The 17,482-nt window shown below is 64.2% G+C and carries 14 protein-coding genes and 1 tRNA gene; 2 read left to right on the top strand and 13 right to left on the bottom strand.

Translation table 11 applies throughout. The annotated features are described in order from the left end of the window. Positions 1-136 precede the first annotated feature (136 nt). From J1C49_RS13305 to ssb, 8 genes are all read right to left on the bottom strand, one after another. Entirely contained in the window at positions 137-1,066 is a 930-nt protein-coding gene (locus tag J1C49_RS13305; protein ID WP_227446319.1) for an AEC family transporter, read from the bottom strand. Positions 1,067-1,225: 159 nt separating this feature from the next. Next, the gene (locus tag J1C49_RS13300; protein WP_227446318.1) at positions 1,226-2,026 is read right to left on the bottom strand and encodes an MBL fold metallo-hydrolase; all 801 of its coding nucleotides are present in this window, start codon (positions 2,024-2,026) and stop codon (positions 1,226-1,228) included. Beyond that, positions 2,023-2,835 carry a TatD family hydrolase gene (locus J1C49_RS13295; protein ID WP_227446317.1) on the bottom strand — a complete coding sequence of 271 codons (813 nt, stop codon included), beginning with the start codon at positions 2,833-2,835 and terminating at the stop codon, positions 2,023-2,025. The genes J1C49_RS13300 and J1C49_RS13295 overlap by 4 nt, the downstream gene beginning before the upstream one ends. Before the next feature lie 253 nt (positions 2,836-3,088). Next, positions 3,089-3,454 (bottom strand): DUF4345 family protein, encoded by a 366-nt coding sequence (locus tag J1C49_RS13290; RefSeq protein WP_227446316.1) that lies wholly within the window; start codon positions 3,452-3,454, stop codon positions 3,089-3,091. Between the two features lie 294 nt (positions 3,455-3,748). Beyond that, positions 3,749-3,822 (bottom strand) — tRNA-Gly (locus tag J1C49_RS13285). A gap of 86 nt (positions 3,823-3,908) precedes the next feature. Further along, a complete protein-coding gene (locus J1C49_RS13280; RefSeq protein ID WP_227446315.1) occupies positions 3,909-5,963 on the bottom strand; it encodes an ASKHA domain-containing protein in 2,055 nt (684 codons plus the stop codon). Between the two features lie 505 nt (positions 5,964-6,468). Continuing rightward, positions 6,469-7,632 (bottom strand): CaiB/BaiF CoA-transferase family protein, encoded by a 1,164-nt coding sequence (locus J1C49_RS13275; protein WP_227446314.1) that lies wholly within the window; start codon positions 7,630-7,632, stop codon positions 6,469-6,471. A 338-nt stretch (positions 7,633-7,970) separates the two neighbouring features. Further along, a complete protein-coding gene (gene ssb, locus J1C49_RS13270) occupies positions 7,971-8,528 on the bottom strand; it encodes a single-stranded DNA-binding protein (protein WP_227446313.1) in 558 nt (185 codons plus the stop codon). 137 nt (positions 8,529-8,665) lie between these two features. Here ssb and J1C49_RS13265 point away from each other — a divergent pair, with 137 nt between their 5' ends. Both J1C49_RS13265 and J1C49_RS13260 read left to right on the top strand, forming a co-directional pair. Next, positions 8,666-9,271 (top strand): lytic transglycosylase domain-containing protein, encoded by a 606-nt coding sequence (locus tag J1C49_RS13265; RefSeq protein ID WP_370639414.1) that lies wholly within the window; start codon positions 8,666-8,668, stop codon positions 9,269-9,271. 253 nt (positions 9,272-9,524) lie between these two features. Then, positions 9,525-10,052 (top strand): hypothetical protein, encoded by a 528-nt coding sequence (locus J1C49_RS13260; protein WP_227446312.1) that lies wholly within the window; start codon positions 9,525-9,527, stop codon positions 10,050-10,052. 27 nt (positions 10,053-10,079) lie between these two features. Here J1C49_RS13260 and J1C49_RS13255 read toward each other — a convergent pair whose 3' ends face one another. From J1C49_RS13255 to J1C49_RS13235, 5 genes are all read right to left on the bottom strand, one after another. Next, positions 10,080-12,164, bottom strand: coding sequence for an ABC transporter ATP-binding protein (locus J1C49_RS13255; protein WP_227446311.1), 2,085 nt, complete (start codon positions 12,162-12,164; stop codon positions 10,080-10,082). A gap of 102 nt (positions 12,165-12,266) precedes the next feature. Further along, entirely contained in the window at positions 12,267-13,460 is a 1,194-nt protein-coding gene (locus J1C49_RS13250; protein WP_227446310.1) for an ABC transporter permease, read from the bottom strand. Positions 13,461-13,473: 13 nt separating this feature from the next. Further along, positions 13,474-14,520 (bottom strand): ABC transporter permease, encoded by a 1,047-nt coding sequence (locus J1C49_RS13245; RefSeq protein WP_227446309.1) that lies wholly within the window; start codon positions 14,518-14,520, stop codon positions 13,474-13,476. A 125-nt stretch (positions 14,521-14,645) separates the two neighbouring features. Further along, the gene (locus J1C49_RS13240; RefSeq protein ID WP_227446308.1) at positions 14,646-16,316 is read right to left on the bottom strand and encodes an ABC transporter substrate-binding protein; all 1,671 of its coding nucleotides are present in this window, start codon (positions 16,314-16,316) and stop codon (positions 14,646-14,648) included. A 251-nt stretch (positions 16,317-16,567) separates the two neighbouring features. Beyond that, positions 16,568-17,482 carry a helix-turn-helix domain-containing protein gene (locus J1C49_RS13235; protein WP_227446307.1) on the bottom strand — a complete coding sequence of 305 codons (915 nt, stop codon included), beginning with the start codon at positions 17,480-17,482 and terminating at the stop codon, positions 16,568-16,570.

The following is a 17,482-nucleotide window of genomic DNA, read 5'->3' as shown; positions in this document are numbered from 1 at the left end:
CCAGTTTTCGGGACAGGTTGCGCGGTTTGCCCGAGCGCAAACCGAAAAGTGGGCACCGGTTTTCGGGTTGCATTGCGCGATTTGCCCGAGCGCAATTCTCAGGCGGCGGGTCTTGTGACCCGGCGCTGCACCCGCGTCACGGCAGGATGGTGAGCCAGACCCAGGCCGTGAAGATGGACAGCACGGTTGCGATCAGAACGGCCGACGCGTTGACCCGCTTTGCGCGGCCATACATGTTGGCAAAGACATAGGAATTGATCCCCGGCGCCATGGCGGCGTTGATCACCGCGGAGCGCAACGCCGCGTCCGACAGCTGCGTGACCTGGCCCAATGTCCAGGCAATGGAGGGGTGCAGCACCAGCGATATTGCACAGATCATCGCGATCACGCGCCCGTCTCCTTCGGGTTTGTAACGGCACAGCACGCCCCCCATGCCGAACAGCGCCGTGGGCAGGGCGGCGGCAACCACCATGTCCAGCGCATCAGCGAAGACGCGCGGATATTGGATCTCGGCCCAGTTCGACAGTGCACCCAGCGCGATCCCGATGACGAGCGCATTGCGGAACATGGCTTTTGCAACCGTGCCGGGCAGGGCGGTCTTGGGGCCGCCACGGGCCCGCACGATCTCCATCGCCGTGATCCCGAGCATGTAGCAGAACGGGGAATGGAAGGCGATGATCGCGTAATTGCCCGAAAGCGCCTCCGTGCCATAGGCGCGCTCGGTGAGCGGAAGGCCAAGCATCACGGAATTGGCAAACAGGCTGGCAAAGCCGATGGCGACGGAATCCTCCCAATCGCGACCGAAGAGGTAGCGCGCGCCAAGCAACCCGACGGTGAAGCCGGTGGCAGAGCCGGTGTAGAAGCTCAACAGCAAAGCGGGATTGAAGACCTCGGCGAAATCCACCTGCCAGATCGCGCGGAACAGCAGACAGGGGATCGCGATCTTCTGGGTGAACTCCATGATCCCGTCGATCGCGGTATCCGAGAAGAAGCCCCGCCAGACCGCCACGTAGCCCGCGGCGATGACCGCGAAGACCGGCAGGATGACGTCGATCAGCGCCTGCATGGGCTTTGTGACCCGCAGCTGGCCGGTCGTCGCGCGCGCGGTCTGGTGACCGGCGCAGGGCTCTGCGTCCTATGGCGCGCGATATGGGGCCTGCGCCTGACGAGGATCGGCCCGATCGGGGGGGCGGGACCGCGGGCGCGCGGCAGGACCATGGCGCGGTCAGACCGCATAGCGGATCGTCATCCCGTCATAGGCGGGCGTGACATGCTCGGGGGTTTCTTCGGCCACGGTCGCGTAATCGAGATCGATATGCATGTTGGTGAGCACGGCCCGCCGGGGCGCCGCCTGTTTGATCCATTCCAGCGCCTGGTCGAGATGGGCATGGGTCGGGTGCGGCGTGCGGCGCAGCGCATCCAGCACCCAGCAGTCGAGGTTCTGCAGATGCTGCCAGCTGTCATCGGGGATCCTGGCCACATCGGGCAGATAGGCAAAATCCCGGATCCGGAAGCCAAGCGCGTCGATGCTGCCGTGGTTGACCTTGAACGGCGTAAGCGTCACCGCGCCGCCCGCGCCGTCGATGGCAAACGGCCCGTCGATCGTGTGCATGTTGAGGATCGGCGGGTAGGGCGAGCCTTCGGGCTGCACAAAGGCATAGCCAAAGCGTGAAATCAGGTCGGATTGCGTGTCGCCATCGGCCCAGACCGCAAGCCGTTCGCGCATGTTGAAGACGATCATGCGCAGATCGTCGAGCCCGTGCACATGGTCGGCATGGCTGTGGGTGTAGACCACCGCGTCGAGCGCGCCAACGCCGGCATCCAGAAGCTGCGCGCGCATGTCTGGCGAGGTATCCACGAGAATGCGGGTCGTGCCGGCGTCGGTCTCCTGCTCGATGAGCAGCGAACAGCGGCGCCGGACGTTGCGCGGATTGTCCGGGTCGCAGTCTCCCCAATGCCCACCAAGGCGCGGAACGCCGCCCGAAGACCCGCAGCCGAGGATCGTGAAGCGCAGCTCGCCGCTCATGGCGCGGGCCTCCACGCTGCGGCCTTTGCAAAGAGCCGGTTGAAATTGTCTTCGGTGGCGCGGGCAAAGGCGGCATAGTCCATCCCGAACACTTCCGCGCCCTTGCGCGCGGTATGCGCCACATAGGCCGGTTCGTTGCGCTTGCCGCGATGGGGCGGGGGCGCGAGATAGGGGCTGTCGGTCTCCACGAGGATGCGGTCCAGCGGTGCTGCGGCGAAGATCTCGCGCAGCGCGCCGCTCTTGGGAAAGGCCGCGATGCCCGACATGGACAGGTAGAACCCGAGTTCCACCGCCGTGCGCGCAAGATCCGGCCCCGAGGAAAAGCAATGCATCACACAGCCATAGGGCTGGACGCGGTGGGCTTCCGACAGGATGCGGGCCATGTCCTCGTCGGCATCGCGGGCGTGAATGATCAGCGGCAGGCCGGTTTCCTGCGCTGCTTCGATATGAATGCGCAGGGAGCGTTTCTGCACCTCCGCACTGTCGGCGGTGTAGTGATAGTCCAGTCCGGTTTCCCCGATCCCGACCATCTTGGGATGGCGCGCGAGCGCCTTGAGTTCGTCGACCGTGGTCATGGGCTCTTCGGCGGCGCTCATCGGGTGGGTGCCCGCGGCATAGAAGACCGGGTCATGCGCCTCCGCCAGTGCCCGCACGGTGGGTTCGTTGCGCAGCCGGGTGCAGATTGTCACCATCCGGTGCACCCCGGCCTCGGCCGCCCGTGCCACCAGGTCGGCCTGTTCCCCGTTGAAATCGGGAAAATCGATATGGCAATGGCTGTCGGTGATAGCTGGCGCTGGCTGGTCGGTCATCGCAAGATCCTTGTCGCTTGAACGGCAGGTATCGGGCGGGCAGGGAGCCGTCAAGCGGGGGGCGGTCATGGCGTTGTGGATGCAGAACATCAGCGGGGCAAAGGTGGCCATGTCAGGCAGCCATGTGCTGTGTTTGCGGGCGATTGGCCACCGGGAGTGTGGCGCGGCCTTTGCCTGACCAGAACCCATCCGCATGCGGTGACGGCGTATCGCGTGGCTCGCCCAGCCGCGACGCGTGCCGGCACCCAAGTGATCAGGTGGTTGCGGCGAAAAACCCTGTCCAGACAAGCCATGCGGCGGGCAATGCCTCGAAGGCCAGGAACGTGACCGCTTTGCGCAGCGGTGGTTTGTCCAGAATGATGGACAGCAGACGCCCGCTTGACGCGCCGACATAGGCCACACCAAGCATCCCATAGGCCATGGGGTCCCCGGTCGCGAGGCAGACGACACCCACGGCAACGAACAGCCCGCCGGCGGAGGCGCGCAGTTCGCTCAGACCCATGGTTGTGTCTTGCGGCGCAAGATCCAGCGCGCTTGCCGTGTAACGTGGCGCAAGAAAGCCGAAGAGCCCAAAGCCGATGGTCATCAAGGCGAGGGCGGGATTGATCCAGTCGATCATGGAAAGCTCCAGAAAATTTGGCGGCTTCGCTCAACGTAGCGTGATTTCGGAATTGTCAGCAGGTGCAACGGCAAGTGCCGGGAATTGTTCCGGTCAGACGGAGTCACAGACGGCGCGCTCTGGCTTGGCGCGCGTCGTCTCCCGCCGGGATTGACGTCGGACGCGCACAATTTCACGAGCCGGTTGCGCGTTTTGTCCGTGGTTTGACCCGCTTTATCCGCCTCGGTCGCACGCGACAGACCGCGCGCGAGGTCGAGCCCGGGCACCGGCGGATCAGCGTGTTTACGGAAAAGCTGGAGCGGGTAACGGGAATCGAACCCGTAACTTAAGCTTGGGAAGCTCGCGTGATACCTTTTCACCATACCCGCCGCTGCGTTGTCGAGTAATCCGGCAAGCGCGTCGTCGTCAAGACCCCATTCGCGCGTCTTTGGAGCCAAGACGGGCGCGGCCTGTCTCAGGCCGGGCTGCGTCGCCTGCGCCTGCGCCCGCCCGTCGCGCCGGGATCGCCCCCGCCCTGGTTGAAGCTCACGGAAGGCAACGTGACGATGGCGGAAAGCTCCGGGAACGGGTCGGTCGCGTGGGGGATCGCGTTCGCGGCGACAAAATGTTCCTGAAAGCGCGGCTCGATGGCGGTTTCGATCTTGCTGATCTCTCCCACCATGCGCTCGATCTCCCGCCGGGCGGCCTTGTTGCACAGGGCAATGCGCGCGCCGGTGCCCGCGGCGTTGCCCGCGGAGGTGACCTTTTCGAGCGGTACGTCCGGGATCATTCCAAGCACCATCGCGTGCAGCGGCGAGATATGCGCGCCGAAGGCGCCGGCAAGCACCACGCGGTCGACCTTGTCGACGCCACGCTCATCCATCAGCAGCCGCGCGCCCGCGTAGAGCGCCGATTTTGCGAGCTGGATCGCACGGATGTCGCCCTGGGTGACGGTGATGCGCGGCCCGCCATCGGCGCTGGCATCATGGATCAGGTAGGCATGGGTGCGCCCTTCGGCCACGCAGCGATCCGTGCCGGTCTGCTCCGCCGATCCGATCAGTCCCGAGGGATCCATCAGCCCGGCAATGCGCAGTTCGGCGACCGCCTCGATGATCCCGGAGCCGCAGATGCCGGTGATCCCGGTGCTGGCCACCGCCTCCCAGAACCCGTCCTCGTCCGACCAGAGCGGACAGCCGATGACGCGGAACCGCGGGGCTTTGGTCACCGGATCGATGCGGATCGCTTCGATGGCGCCGGGTGCTGCGCGCTGGCCGGCGCTGATCTGCGCGCCTTCGAAGGCCGGGCCTGTCGGCGAGGAACAGGCGAGCACGCGCTCGGTGTCGCCAAGCAGGATTTCCGCGTTGGTACCCACATCGACGATCAGGGCGAGATCGGGGCTTTGACCCGGTTGTTCGGACAGCGCCACGGCTGCGGCATCGGCCCCCACATGGCCTGCGATGCAGGGCAGGATGTAGATCTGTGCCGCGGCGGGCAGGATGCCAAGCGACAGCTCCGCCGCGCTCAGCGTCATCGACGACGATGTTGCCAGCGCAAAGGGTGCCTGTCCAAGCTCTACAGGGTCGATCCCGATGAGGAGGTGGTGCATCACCGGATTGCATACAAAGACAGCCTCGAGAATGAGCTCGGGGGTGATCCCGGCCTCTTCGGCAATGGCCGCGGTCAGCGTGTCGATCGCCTCGCGCACGGTGCGAGTCATTTCCTGATCGCCGCCCGGGTTCATCATGGCGTAAGACACCCGGCTCATCAGGTCTTCGCCAAAGCGGATCTGAGGGTTCATGAGGCCCTGCGATGCCACGACCGCCCCGGTATCGAGATCGGTGAGATGGGCGGCGATGGTGGTCGAGCCGAGGTCGATCGCGAGCCCGAAAAGCCCGCCCTCATGCAGGCCGGGCCAGGCGGCGACGATTTTCGGCGCGCTGCCCTCGGTGGCGCTGTGCAGCGCAACCGTGATCCGCCAGCCGCCCTTGCGCAGGATGGTCTGCAGACGCGAAAGGACAGGGAAGGCGATGCCGACCGAAGCGATGTCCCACTGGTCGCGCAGCGCCCGGGCGACCCGCTCGAGGTCGCCCGTGGGTTCGTGCATGTCGGGTTCGTCGACCTCGATGAAATAGAGCCGCGTGGCGGGATCCATTTGGATCGCGCGCGCGGTGGCTTCCTTGCGCACGACCTGCCGGTGCACCTGGCTTTCGGCAGGCACGTCGATGACCACATCGCCCTCGATTTTCGCCTGACAGCCGAGTCGCCGCCCGGGTTTGAGCCCGCGTTTTTCGTCATAGCGCGCCTCGACGGCATTCCATTTGGAGAGCGCATCGGACGCGACCGTCAGACCGTGCTTGGGAAACGCGCCGTAAGACGGGGTGATCTGGCATTTCGAACAGATCCCCCGTCCGCCGCAGACGGAATCGAGATCGACCCCGAGTTGACGCGCGGCTGTGAGCACCGGCGTGCCGACGGGAAACCGGCCGCGTTTGCCGGACGGGGTAAAGACGACGAGGGGATCGCTGGACATGGGGTTTCCGTACAGAACTCTGAGATGTGCGGGAGGATAGGGGAACTGGTCGCAAGTTAAAGGCCGGGTCGCGACATACCGGCACAAGAAGACGTCATGACGGGGTTCATTGGCGCTTTGGCGGCGCTCCGACCCGCAGGCCAAGTCGACAAGGTCCGCCTGTAGGGCGGCTCGGCATGGTCGGGCCTCTCCGGGGATGTGCTAGGCGCGGTTGCGGGGCCGTGGTGCGCGCGGTGAGGGCGCTTGGCCCGTCGGAAGGTCGGCTCGCCGTGGTCGGGCCTCTTCGGGGATGTGTTGGGCGGGATTGCGGGGCCGTGGCGCGCGAGGTGAGCGCGCTTGGCCCGTCGGAAGGTCGGCTCGGGGTGGTCTGGACGCATGACGGATTCGATCTGTGCGATTGTGGTCCGTGGCGCGTGAGTTTAGGGCGCATGGCCGGCCTCAGGAGCGGCTCGGCGTGGTCGGGCCGCGGCAACGCCCCCCTTGCCGGGCGCATATCCTGCCGGGCCTATGCCCCTTTTGACGCGGTTTCGCTCAGCCACCGCATGATTTCGCCCCGGTTTGCATCGAGATCGGGAGCGGGGCGCCGACAGGTCGGATCCGGCGCGTCGGACAGCTTGATCGGGTTGCCCGCGGCCTTGTATGCCGCGCGCCCGTTGATATCGAGCACGTCCACAACCATGTTGCGCGCCAGGATCTGGGGATCCTTCATCACCTGATCGATGTTCTGGATCGGCCCGGTGGGGATTCCCGCGGCGGTCAGACGCGCAATCCAGCTCGCCGCGGTCTGGTCGATGGTCACCGCTTCGATCAACCGCTTGAGCAGCCGCGCGTTCTTGACCCGCGCCGCATTGGTGGCAAAACGCGGATCATCCGCCAGCGGCAGGTTCATCGCGACGCAGAGCTTTTCAAAGAGCTTGTCGTTTCCTGCGGCGATCACGAAAAGCCCGTCGGAAGCGTGAAAGGTCTCGAAGGGCGCAATGCTGGGATGGCGCGCCCCACTGCGTTGGGGCGGTTTGCCGGTCACGGTGCTGATCGCGATCGCATGTTCCAGAATCGCCAGTTGCGAGTCGAGCATCGACACGTCGACCTTGCGCCCGAGCCCGGTGCGTTCCCGGTCCAGCAGGGCGGCCAGCACGCCCTGAGCGAGAAACATGCCGGCCACGATGTCGCCGATAGAGGCCCCGACGCGCACCGGCTCACGGTTTTTCTCGCCGGTGATCGACATCACGCCGCCGCGGGCCTGCACCACCATGTCATAGGCGGGGCGTTTGGAATCGGGGCCGGTGTGCCCAAATCCGGAAACGGCCCCGTAAACCAGATGCGGCAAGGCCGCGTGCAGGTCCTCCCAGCCATAGCCCAAGCGCTCCATCACGCCGGGGCGGAAGTTTTCGACAAGCACGTCGGCCTGCGACAAGATTGCGTCAAAGATCTCCCGATCCGCCTCGGCATGCAGATCCAGCGCGATGGATTTCTTGCCGTGGTTGATGGCCGCGAAATAGGCCGACTTTCCGTCCTTGAATGGCGGGAAGGCGCGGGTGTCATCGCCCTGTCCGGGGCGTTCGACCTTGATCACCTGCGCGCCGAGATCCGACAGCGTCATGGTGCAAAACGGTCCGGCAAGGACATGCGTGAGATCGACAATGGTTATCCCATCGAGCGGTTGGGCCATGCTGGGCCTCCGTCATTACCTGTGGTCCCGTCGTTGCGGGCTGCTCTTGATTGGGTCCATGAGACCGTGCGCGGCGAGATCTGGCAAGCCGTTTTGACGCCGCGCGGGCAAGATTCCGGATTGCGGACGGTTGCTGTGACCGATTGTGCGCCGGATCGGGTCGGCGCGGTGATCTTTGCGGTGATCGACGCAGTGATCGGCGCGGGGGACGGGCAGGGGGCCGGCGCATCACCGGGCATGCCCGGACAGGAAAAAGCCGCGCCCTTGTCGGGCACGGCCGTGTTGGTTTTGTGGCGCGCCGTGACAGCGATCGCGGCGCGGATTGCGAGCGGGTCGGCTCAGAACGGGATCTCGTCGTCGATATCGCGGGACGGTGCGCGCGACGGGCCAGAGCCGCCACCGGAACCACCGCCGGAGCCGCCGCCCCCGTAGCCGCCGCCTTCGTCGTAGCCGCCGCCACCGCCACCGCCGTAGTCGCCACCGCCACCGCCATAGCCGCCGGAGCCCCCGCCGCCATAACCGCCACCGCCGCCACCGCCGCCGTCGCGCCCGTCAAGGAAGGTCATTTCGCCAGCGTAGGGGCGCAGCACAACTTCCGTGGAATACCGGTCCTGACCGGACTGGTCCTGCCATTTCCGGGTCTCCAGCTTGCCCTCGATATAGACCTTGGAGCCTTTGCGAAGGTATTGCTCGGCGAGGCGGACCAGGTTCTCGTTGAAGATGGCCACAGTGTGCCATTCAGTCCGTTCCCGGCGTTCGCCGGTGTTGCGATCCTTCCAGTTTTCAGAGGTGGCGATCCGCAGGTTGCACACCTTGCCGCCGTTCTGGAAGGACCGCACTTCCGGATCGCGACCCAGATTGCCAATGAGGATCACCTTGTTGACGGAACCGGCCATCGTTTCTCCCTTCGAATCCCGTGTCGTGTCTAGGGGCTGACCCTATACCACCCAATTCGGGGGGGGAACCGAAGCGGGTGGTCAGCCGGACAATTTTGCCTTAATGTACGCGAAACTTTTTGTGGGCAGGGCAGTTCATGATTTCTGGACGTTTGGTTGCCGCTTCGGTCTTGATCATGGCCTTGAGCGGAGAGACAGCCTTGGCTGACGTGTTGTCGTCAAGCGGGCGCGCGCGGATCTTCGACAGCCAGACCCGGGTTCTCGACACCCGCGCGGCGCGGCAATACAACAATTCCGTGCGCTTGCAGCCGCCGAAGGTCATCACCCCGACGAAATATGACGACGAAGAAGGGCCGACGCCACAGTATCGCGGACGCTACAAGGGCGTCTATGCGGATATGGCCCGCGGCGTTGCACGCCGGCATGGCATCCCCGAAGGGCTCTTCTTGCGACTCGTGAATCAGGAAAGCCGCTTCAACCCCAAGGCGCGCTCGCACAAGGGCGCCATCGGCCTTGCACAGCTGATGCCGGGCACCGCGCGCGAACTCGGTGTCGATCCGCACGACCCGGCCGAAAACCTCGATGGCGGCGCGCGCTATCTCAAGCAGCAATACCGCAAGTTCGGGTCGTGGCGGCTGGCGCTTGCGGCCTATAACGCCGGACCGGGTGCCGTGCTCAAGCACAAGGGCATCCCGCCTTTCCGCGAAACGCGTAATTACGTGAAGGTCATCTGGGGCAAGTAGCCCCCGTTTTCCGACACAGAGTTTTCCGACACAGCGCTTTCCGACGCAGAGCTTTCCGACGCAGTGTTTTCCGCCACAGAGTTTTCCTGCGGGGCGTCACGCACTGATGTGTCGGACGATGCGCCTGTCCGACGTGCCCCGCCAGGGCCGCCAAGCGCATCGGGGCGGCGCGGGATCTGTCCCGGACGGAACAATTCCCGCGCTTCGACGTTGCTCACCCACGACACCGAATGGTAGAAAGGGATGAGACATCATGGTCCGCAACAGTCTTTACAGCCTCGCCGCAGCGATCACATTTGTGGCCACCCCCGGCCTGAGCCAGTCGATGGCCGTTGAAACCATCGATGTATCGGTTGACCTTGAAGCCGCCGCGCCGACCGCGTTTTATCCGGGGCTCGAAAGCGACGTATCCGATGCGCTTGTTCTTCGCCTGCGTCCGCAGATCGACGATGAGGGGATCGAGATGCAGGTGATCATCACAAGCCTTGATCTGCCTGAACGCCCTTCGGAAATCGATGCCAGCACCACAAGCCGTCTGAGCGCGGAGATCCGGTATCGCGACACGGAGGGCCGCGGGCGTCTTCATGGCTACAAGAAGACCTTTGTCATAGCCCCGCTCGACTCGGCAGAGACGGCGCCCCTCACACCGGCCCAAGCCGCGTCACTCAAGAACGAGACCTATGCGCGCCTTGTGAACGCGCTGGCGGATGATGCCGTTGCCAACATGCCCGTGGATGTGCCCGTCGCCACCTTGCGCGGTGGGCAGGACCTGCCGGGATAGGCCGGATCGGAACCGGGCGCGGCGGGGTTATTCTGCCGCCACCTTGATCACGGCATCCATCTCGGCCAGCACGGCGTCCGACAGGTGGCACTTGATCTGATGGCCGTCGGCGAGCGTCTTCTGAGCGGGCACCTCGCTCTCGCAAAGCCCGCCGGGCACGCGGTCCTTCCATCGGCAACGGGTCTGGAAGGGACACCCAGATGGCGGGTTCATCGCCGACGGGATGTCGCCCTCAAGCACGATATGCGTCTTCTCGACCGAGGTGTCGGCAATCGGCACAGCCGACAGGAGCGCCTCGGTGTAAGGATGGTAGGGCGGCGCAAAAACCTGGTCCGTGGTGCCAAGCTCCACCACATGGCCGAGATACATCACCATCACCCGGTCGCTCAGGTAGCGCACGATGCTCAGATCGTGGCTGATAAAGAGCAGGGTGGTCTTGTGCTCGCGCTGGATCTCCATCAGCAGATCGGTCACCGCGGCCTGCACCGACACGTCGAGCGCGGAAACCGGTTCATCCGCGACGACGATCCGCGCATCCCCCGCAAAGGCCCGCGCGATGCCCACACGCTGTTTCTGGCCCCCTGAAAGCTGGCGCGGCATGCGATCGGCAAAGGCGCGGGGCAGCTTCACCAGGTCAAGCAATTCCAGCATGCGCTTGCGTCGCGCATCCTCGCTGTCGCCGATCCCGAAGATCTCCAGCGCCCGCATGATCTGGCGCCCCACCGTCATGGAGGGGTTGAGCGTGTCGAAGGGGTTCTGGAACACCATCTGGATGTCGGAAATGGTCTTGGTGTCGCGATCCTCGATCGCTGTGCTCTGGATGGGCTTGTTGTCGAGCAGGATCTCGCCCTCCGTAGCGGTCTCCAACCCCATCAACACCTTGGCAAAGGTCGACTTGCCACAACCGCTCTCGCCGACAATGGCCAGTGTCTCGCTTTCGCGCGCCTCGAAACTGAGCGTCTCGTTGGCCTTCACCACCTTGGTCTCGCCGGAACTGCCAAAGAGCGCGTTGGCCGCAACCTCATAGTATTTCTTGAGGTTGTCCATGCGCAGCACAACCTTGCCGGGCTCGCCCTTTTCCTTGGTGGCCTCGAGCGCCATCGGCGCCTTCCAGTCGATCTCCTGAAACTTGACGCAGCGCGTGGCGTGGCGGTCGTTGCCGGGCACCTGCGCCATCGGAATATCGCCCACATCGCAGCGGCCCGCTTCGAAATAGTCGCAGCGCGGACCAAAATTGCAGCCTTGCGGGCGCTCATGGGGCAGGGGGAAGTTGCCGGGGATCGCGCGCAGGGGCCGCGCGTTCTTGTCAGCCCCGGGCAGCGGGATCGAGCGAAACAGCGCCTGCGTGTAGGGGTGCTGCATCTCGTCGAACACATCGGCAATCGAGCCGCGCTCCACCGCCTCGCCGGAATACATGACACAGAGCCGGTCGCAGGTTTCCAGCACCAGCCCGAGATTGTGCGAGATGAACAGCATCGAAGTGCCGTATTTCTTGCCGAGATCCTTGACCAGCTCGACCACGGCGGCCTCGACGGTCACATCGAGCGCGGTGGTCGGCTCATCGAGGATGAGCAGCGACGGCTCCGCCATCAGCGCCATGGCAATGACGATCCGCTGTTGCTGTCCGCCTGAAAGCTGGTGCGGGTAGCTGTCGAGAATGCGCTTGGGGTCCGGCAGCTTCACATCCGTGACCACCTGCAACGCCCTGTCATACGCCTCTTTCTCTGACGATCCGCGATGGATCATCGGCACTTCCATAAGCTGGCGGCCGATCTTCATCGCCGGGTTCAGGCTTGCCATCGGCTCCTGATAGATCATCGCGATCTCCGAGCCGCGAATCTGGCGCAATTCATCGGCGCTCATCGCACCAAGATCCCGTCCCTTGAACTTGATCGATCCGCCGACGATCCGGCCGTTCTTGCCAAGATCCTGCATCACGCCAAGCGCCACGGTGGATTTTCCACACCCGCTTTCGCCCACAAGTCCAACGGCCTCGCCCGGCTGCACCGCAACCGAGAAGTCCATCACCGCGGGGATCTCGCGCAGGCGGGTAAAAAACGAAATCGAAAGTCTGTCGATCTCGAGAATGGGTCCGTCATAGGTATCTGCCATGATCTCTCTCCCTGTCGGAGCAGCCCGAAGACCGAATGTCTCGTTTCTTTGGGCCTGAAATATCCCGGGGGTCCGGGGGCTGGCCCCCGGTCCCGCCTGTCCTCAATCGCGCAACGATTCCTCGCGCAGACCATCCGCCAGCAGGTTCAGGCCCAGCACCAGCGACAACAACGAGAAGGCCGGCACCAGCGCGGGGTGCAGGTAGATCCGCAACAACCGCCGCCCGTCATTGATGGTGGTCCCCCAGTCCGGGCTTTCCGGCGGCAGCCCGAGACCAAAGAAGCCCAGCGTGCCCAGAAGGATCGTCGTGTAGCCGATCCGCAAACAGAAATCGACGATCAGCGGCCCGCGCGCATTGGGCAGGATCTCCCAGAGCATGATGTACCACGGGCCCTCGCCGCGGGTCGCGGCCGCGGCCACATAGTCGCGTGTCTTGATGTCCATGGTCAGGCCACGCACGATCCGGAAGACCGTGGGCGAATTGACGAAAACCACCGACACAAACACCACGAGGATGCCCGAGGGCACATCGAAGAGATCGGCAAATCCCGGCAGGATATGCACCTTCGATCCGACCTCTGACACGAGGCTGAGATAGAGCCAGCCCAGAACGCCCAGAACCCCGATCAGCAATGGCGTGCGCAGGCTCGGGCGGGTGTGATAGCGCGAGTTCAGCAGCACTGCGGCAAAGACCAGCGGGAAGATGAACAGGAATGTCGCCATGTAGTTCGGGATGCCCGTGGCGATGATTTCCGGTGTCACCAGCAGGTAGAAGAGCAAGATCACCGGGAAGGCGAGGATCAGGTTGGCCAGAAAGCTCAACCCGGTGTCGAGCCGCCCGCCGTAATAGCCCGCAGGCAGGCCCAGCGTGATGCCGACCATGAAGGCAAAGACGGTGGCGAGCGGGGCAATCTGCATCACCACCCAGGCGCCATCGACCATCCGGCTGAACACGTCGCGGCCAAGGTTGTCGCCACCGAGCAGGTAATAGGGGTAGATACCCTCCTCGACGCCGAGGATAGCCGTGCCGGGCACCTTGTTCTTCATCGAGGCGATCTGCGCGAGGCTGTCATGGGTCACAATCAGCCCCATCGCTCCGAAAAGGCCCGTGAACACCCAGAACATCACCAGCGCAAAGCCGATCATGCCGATCATGCTGTCAAAGAGTTTGCCGTACAGCCCCAGCCTGCGTTTGAACAGGATGGAGACCACGAAAAGCAGCACCAGAGCGATCCACACAGGGGTCAGCTGGGCCATGACGCGGGCGATGATCTCGCCCCAGGAAAGCGGGTCCATGAAGCTCTCCTCCTTAGCTGACGCTGATGCGCGGGTTGAGGTAAACGTAGCCGATATCGGAAATCAGCTGCGTGATGAGAACCACAAAGACCGACACCACCGACACGCCGAGCAGCAGCTCGATGTCGTTGTTGCCGGCGGCCTGAACCAGGGTCCAGCCGAAGCCCTTGTAGTTGAACAGCGTCTCGACGATCACCACACCGTTCAGCAGCCACGGGAATTGCAGCATGATGACTGTGAACGGCGCGATGAGCGCGTTGCGCAGCGCGTGCTTCATCACGATATTGCCAAAGCTCACCCCCTTGAGCCGCGCGGTGCGGATATATTGCGCGGTCATGACCTCCGCCATGGAGGCCCGGGTCATCCGCGCGATATAGCCCATGCCGTAAAGCGCGATGGTCAGGACCGGCAGGAAGAAATTCTCGAAATTGGCGTCTTCCATGGCCGAGGCGGCCGTGGCCTTGAACCACTGCAACCCGGCTGTCGAGGAGGCAAAGACCGCAATCAGGATCACGCCCGAGACATATTCCGGTGTTGCGGTTGTGGTGATGGCAATTGTCGACAGGCTGCGGTCGGTTGCAGACCCCTCGCGCATGCCGGCCAGCACCCCAAGCAGGAGCGCCGAAGGCACCATGACCACCAAGACCCAGAACATCAGTTTGCCGGTCAGGGCGAGGCTTTCGCCGACCTTGTCGAGCACCGGCACCTTGAACACGGTCGAGCTGCCCCAGTTGCCCTGCAACACGCCGCAGAAGGTTGCGGCATCCTCCACCGGTTCACCGGGTATGGCGCAGCGCGCCCGGGTTTCGCCGTCACTGCCTTCGATCACGTAGCCCGGCAAAACGCCCAGCCACTGGCCATATTTGCTGAACACATTGTCCGTGTATCCCCGGTTCGACAACCAGCTGTCGACCTGTTCGTCGGTCATCCGGAAGTTGCCTTCGGACTTGGCGAGCTTTTCGAGGTTTGGATACAGGTTGGTGAGAAAGAAGACGATGAAGGTCAGACAGAGTGCGGTGAGCAGCATCACCCACACGCGTCTGAGAATGAACAGTCCCATGTCAGCCCCTTGCGTTCAGCTGGCGGGGTTGGTCCCCGTCCTTTGATCTCCCCCGTGGTCGTTGACATGCCACGGGGCGAAGAATGGGCCGCCCCCATGGAGGAGCGGCCCGCGATTTGTGGCCGTCAGGCCGCGAAACCCAGTTTGTAAACGTGGATTTCAAAGGACGGGTGCATGTCCACACCGACCATGCCCGGACGGGAGTGGCGGTAGAGCGAGCGCCAGTAAGGCTGGATGATGACGCCGTCATCCTGCATGATCTTCTGGATCTCGGCCATCACTTCACGGCGCGCATCGGCGTCGGAAATCGACATGGCTTGGTTCAGCTTGGCATCGAACTCCGGGTTGGCATAGCCTGCCTCGTTCCACGCCTCGCCGGAGCGATAGGCCAGTGCCAGAACCTGCACGCCAAGCGGGCGGTGGTTCCATTCGGTGATGGAAAGCGGGTATTTCGCCCAGTCGTTCCAGAAGGTCGACCCGGGCAGAACCGTCCGGCGCACATTGATGCCCGCATCGCGCATCTGTGCGGCGGCCGCGTCGCCGGTGTTCTTGGTGAACCCGTCATCCAGCGTGATCAGCTCATGCTCGAAATCCGCCATGCCGGCCTCTTCAAGCAGCGCAGCCGCGCCGTCGGGGTTCACCTCCGTGCCGCCGATATCGGCATATTCGGGATGCACCGGGGCCACGTGGTGGTTTTCGGCCACAACGCCAAGGCCCGCATAGCCCAGCTCAAGGCAGATCTGGTTGTCGACCGCCATCTGCAGCGCCTTGCGGACGCGCACATCCTCATAGGGCACCATGTCACCGACGGGCGTCTGCTGGTTGAAGCGCAGCACCACGGTTGCACCGGTCACAACCTCGGACTTTTCCCAGCCGATCGCATCACCGATCTCGATGAATTCGTTGACGTTCTGATACAGCAGGTCGACCTCTTCGGATTCGACCGCCGCGATCCAGGCCGCCGGGTCGGTGCCGTAATCGATGAACTCGATCCGGTCCGCATAGGCGCCGCCGATGCCTTCCGCCTCTGCGCCCCACCAATTGTGATCGGTGTTCTTGACAAGCACGCCCTTCTGACCGACCGCGAGGCTCTCGGGAAGGTAAGGGCCGGTGCCGATCGGGTTTTCCAGCATGGTGGCCGGGTCGTGGCTCGCATGGACAACGGCGGCGGGATAGTCTGCCATGCCGACGATGATCGTGATGTCGGGGCTTTCCAGCGTGACCTTGACCGTCAGGTCATCGACCTTTGTGACCGCGCCCTCTTTGAGCTTGTTGGTCTCCGTGTCGATCAGCGCGGCCATGCGGCCGGCCATGGAGTTGCCTTCGACGTTCTTGTCGCACCAGTATTCGAACATGCGCACGACGTCATCGGCATTGAACGCGTCGCCGTTGTTCCATGTCACGCCGGGCCGGACGTTGAGCGTGTATTCGGTTGCATCGTCATTGGCCGACCAGCTTTCGAGCAGCATGCCGCGGACGGTTCCGTCGCGGTTATACTCGACCATGTATTCCAGCCAGCCGCGCGTGAAGTTGGAGATCTGCGTCCAGTCCATGGTGCGCGGATCCTTGACCGCACGCACTTCCTGCTGAATGCGGATCGTGCCGCCGGACTGGGCGTGTGCCGCGGCTTGCGCCGGGCTTCCGAGGCCGCCGAGTGCGTAGGCCGCCGATGCGGTGACGCCAAGCGCCGTTGCCCGGGTCAGGAACTCGCGGCGGTCGATCAGCCCGTTCTTGAATTCACGCGCGTAAAGATTGGCAGCAGGGTGCACCCGCCGCGTGTCATTGTGTTGCGTCATACTTGTCTCCCTGTGACACAATAGAAGCGTTTCCGGAGCCTTCTTGTTTTCGGACCACGCATCGCGGCTGCGCCGTTTTTCAAAGCGCTTTGCTCCGTCACGCATCAGTCGACACGGAAAGACAGGCGGCGTCAACGGCAGGTTTGGTCGTTTCGGTGTCAGAAAGCGACATTTTCGGAGCCAGAAAGCGACTTTCCCGGATCGGGCCGCGCTTACGCTGGGTAAGGCGAGCCCGGCCGACAAACCTGTCGTCAGAGATGCGGTTTTGTCATGCGCGAGATCCTGCGCAGCGCGGTGGGGGCATGGCCGGTGCGGGTCTTGATGAACCGCGTGAAATAAGCGGGGGTGGCAAATCCCAGTGCGCGCGCGATCTCGGAGACCGGCGGGTCCGGCCGGCACAAGGCGGCGCGCGCCGCGTGCAGCCGGCAATCGGCGAGCAGATCCGAAGCGGTCAGTCCGGCAAGGGCCTTGCAGCACCGGCTCAGGTGGGTCGGGGTCACCGCGAGGGCGCGTGCGTGCTCTCCCATGCCCTGTGGCGCGGCGCTGTTCGCGACGAGAGCCGTTGCATAGCGGCGGACGAGCTGCGCCGCGGCATCGCTGGGGCCGGGATCGTCCGCGCCCTCGGCAACCTGCCGCCGCATCCAGACCGCAAGCAGGTGCAGATAGGCATCCAGCGCATCGCCGTAGAAGGGCCGTTGCTGATCGCATTCGCGCACCATGGAATCGATGAGACCGGTCAATTCCGCCTGCGCCGCACCGGTCCGGACCCGCAGCAGGAGCGGCCTTTGCGGCAGCGGCAACGGCGCGGGAGACGGCTCCGCTCGGCTCGGGGTGGGCGTGCCGCGTCCCGTGCCGGCGCCGCAAGGCGGTGTTTGCAGATAAAGGGCCGTGGTGCCCGAAGACAGATCGACCGACCACAAGCTGCCCGCCGGCACGAACACGGCGGTATGGGCAGAGATGCCCCGCCGGATGCCGTCGATCACGCATCGCCCCTGGCCGTGGGTGATCCAGAGCAGCACGTGATCCTTACGCGCATGGACCAGCGACCAGGCCCAGGGGGCAGACCGGCTGATCAGGCCGAAGGACCCGCAAACCACCGGCACCGTTGCGCCCTGTGCAGGATGTTGGCCGATGCCCGTGCTGAGAAAGGCGGGTAAGCGGCTCAT

This window comes from Cognatishimia sp. F0-27 (assembly GCF_020667845.1).
Taxonomy (GTDB): domain Bacteria; phylum Pseudomonadota; class Alphaproteobacteria; order Rhodobacterales; family Rhodobacteraceae; genus JAFMPQ01.
The sequence above is the reverse complement of the archived record's forward strand: the minus strand, read 5'-3'. Positions and strand labels throughout refer to the sequence as shown.

Excerpts from the sequence above, each read along its gene's own strand:
- J1C49_RS13300 (WP_227446318.1), bottom strand. The coding sequence starts at position 2,026 with ATGAGCGGCGAGCTGCGCTTCACGATCCTCGGCTGCGGGTCTTCGGGC.
- J1C49_RS13245 (WP_227446309.1), bottom strand. The coding sequence starts at position 14,520 with ATGGGACTGTTCATTCTCAGACGCGTGTGGGTGATGCTGCTCACCGCA.
- J1C49_RS13255 (WP_227446311.1), bottom strand. The coding sequence starts at position 12,164 with ATGGCAGATACCTATGACGGACCCATTCTCGAGATCGACAGACTTTCG.
- J1C49_RS13250 (WP_227446310.1), bottom strand. The coding sequence starts at position 13,460 with ATGGACCCGCTTTCCTGGGGCGAGATCATCGCCCGCGTCATGGCCCAG.
- J1C49_RS13235 (WP_227446307.1), bottom strand. The coding sequence starts at position 17,482 with ATGAGCCGCTTACCCGCCTTTCTCAGCACGGGCATCGGCCAACATCCT.
- J1C49_RS13280 (WP_227446315.1), bottom strand. The coding sequence starts at position 5,963 with ATGTCCAGCGATCCCCTCGTCGTCTTTACCCCGTCCGGCAAACGCGGC.
- ssb (WP_227446313.1), bottom strand. The coding sequence starts at position 8,528 with ATGGCCGGTTCCGTCAACAAGGTGATCCTCATTGGCAATCTGGGTCGC.
- J1C49_RS13240 (WP_227446308.1), bottom strand. The coding sequence starts at position 16,316 with ATGACGCAACACAATGACACGCGGCGGGTGCACCCTGCTGCCAATCTT.
- J1C49_RS13295 (WP_227446317.1), bottom strand. The coding sequence starts at position 2,835 with ATGACCGACCAGCCAGCGCCAGCTATCACCGACAGCCATTGCCATATC.
- J1C49_RS13265 (WP_370639414.1), top strand. The coding sequence starts at position 8,666 with ATGATTTCTGGACGTTTGGTTGCCGCTTCGGTCTTGATCATGGCCTTG.
- J1C49_RS13290 (WP_227446316.1), bottom strand. The coding sequence starts at position 3,454 with ATGATCGACTGGATCAATCCCGCCCTCGCCTTGATGACCATCGGCTTT.
- J1C49_RS13305 (WP_227446319.1), bottom strand. The coding sequence starts at position 1,066 with ATGCAGGCGCTGATCGACGTCATCCTGCCGGTCTTCGCGGTCATCGCC.
- J1C49_RS13275 (WP_227446314.1), bottom strand. The coding sequence starts at position 7,632 with ATGGCCCAACCGCTCGATGGGATAACCATTGTCGATCTCACGCATGTC.
- J1C49_RS13260 (WP_227446312.1), top strand. The coding sequence starts at position 9,525 with ATGGTCCGCAACAGTCTTTACAGCCTCGCCGCAGCGATCACATTTGTG.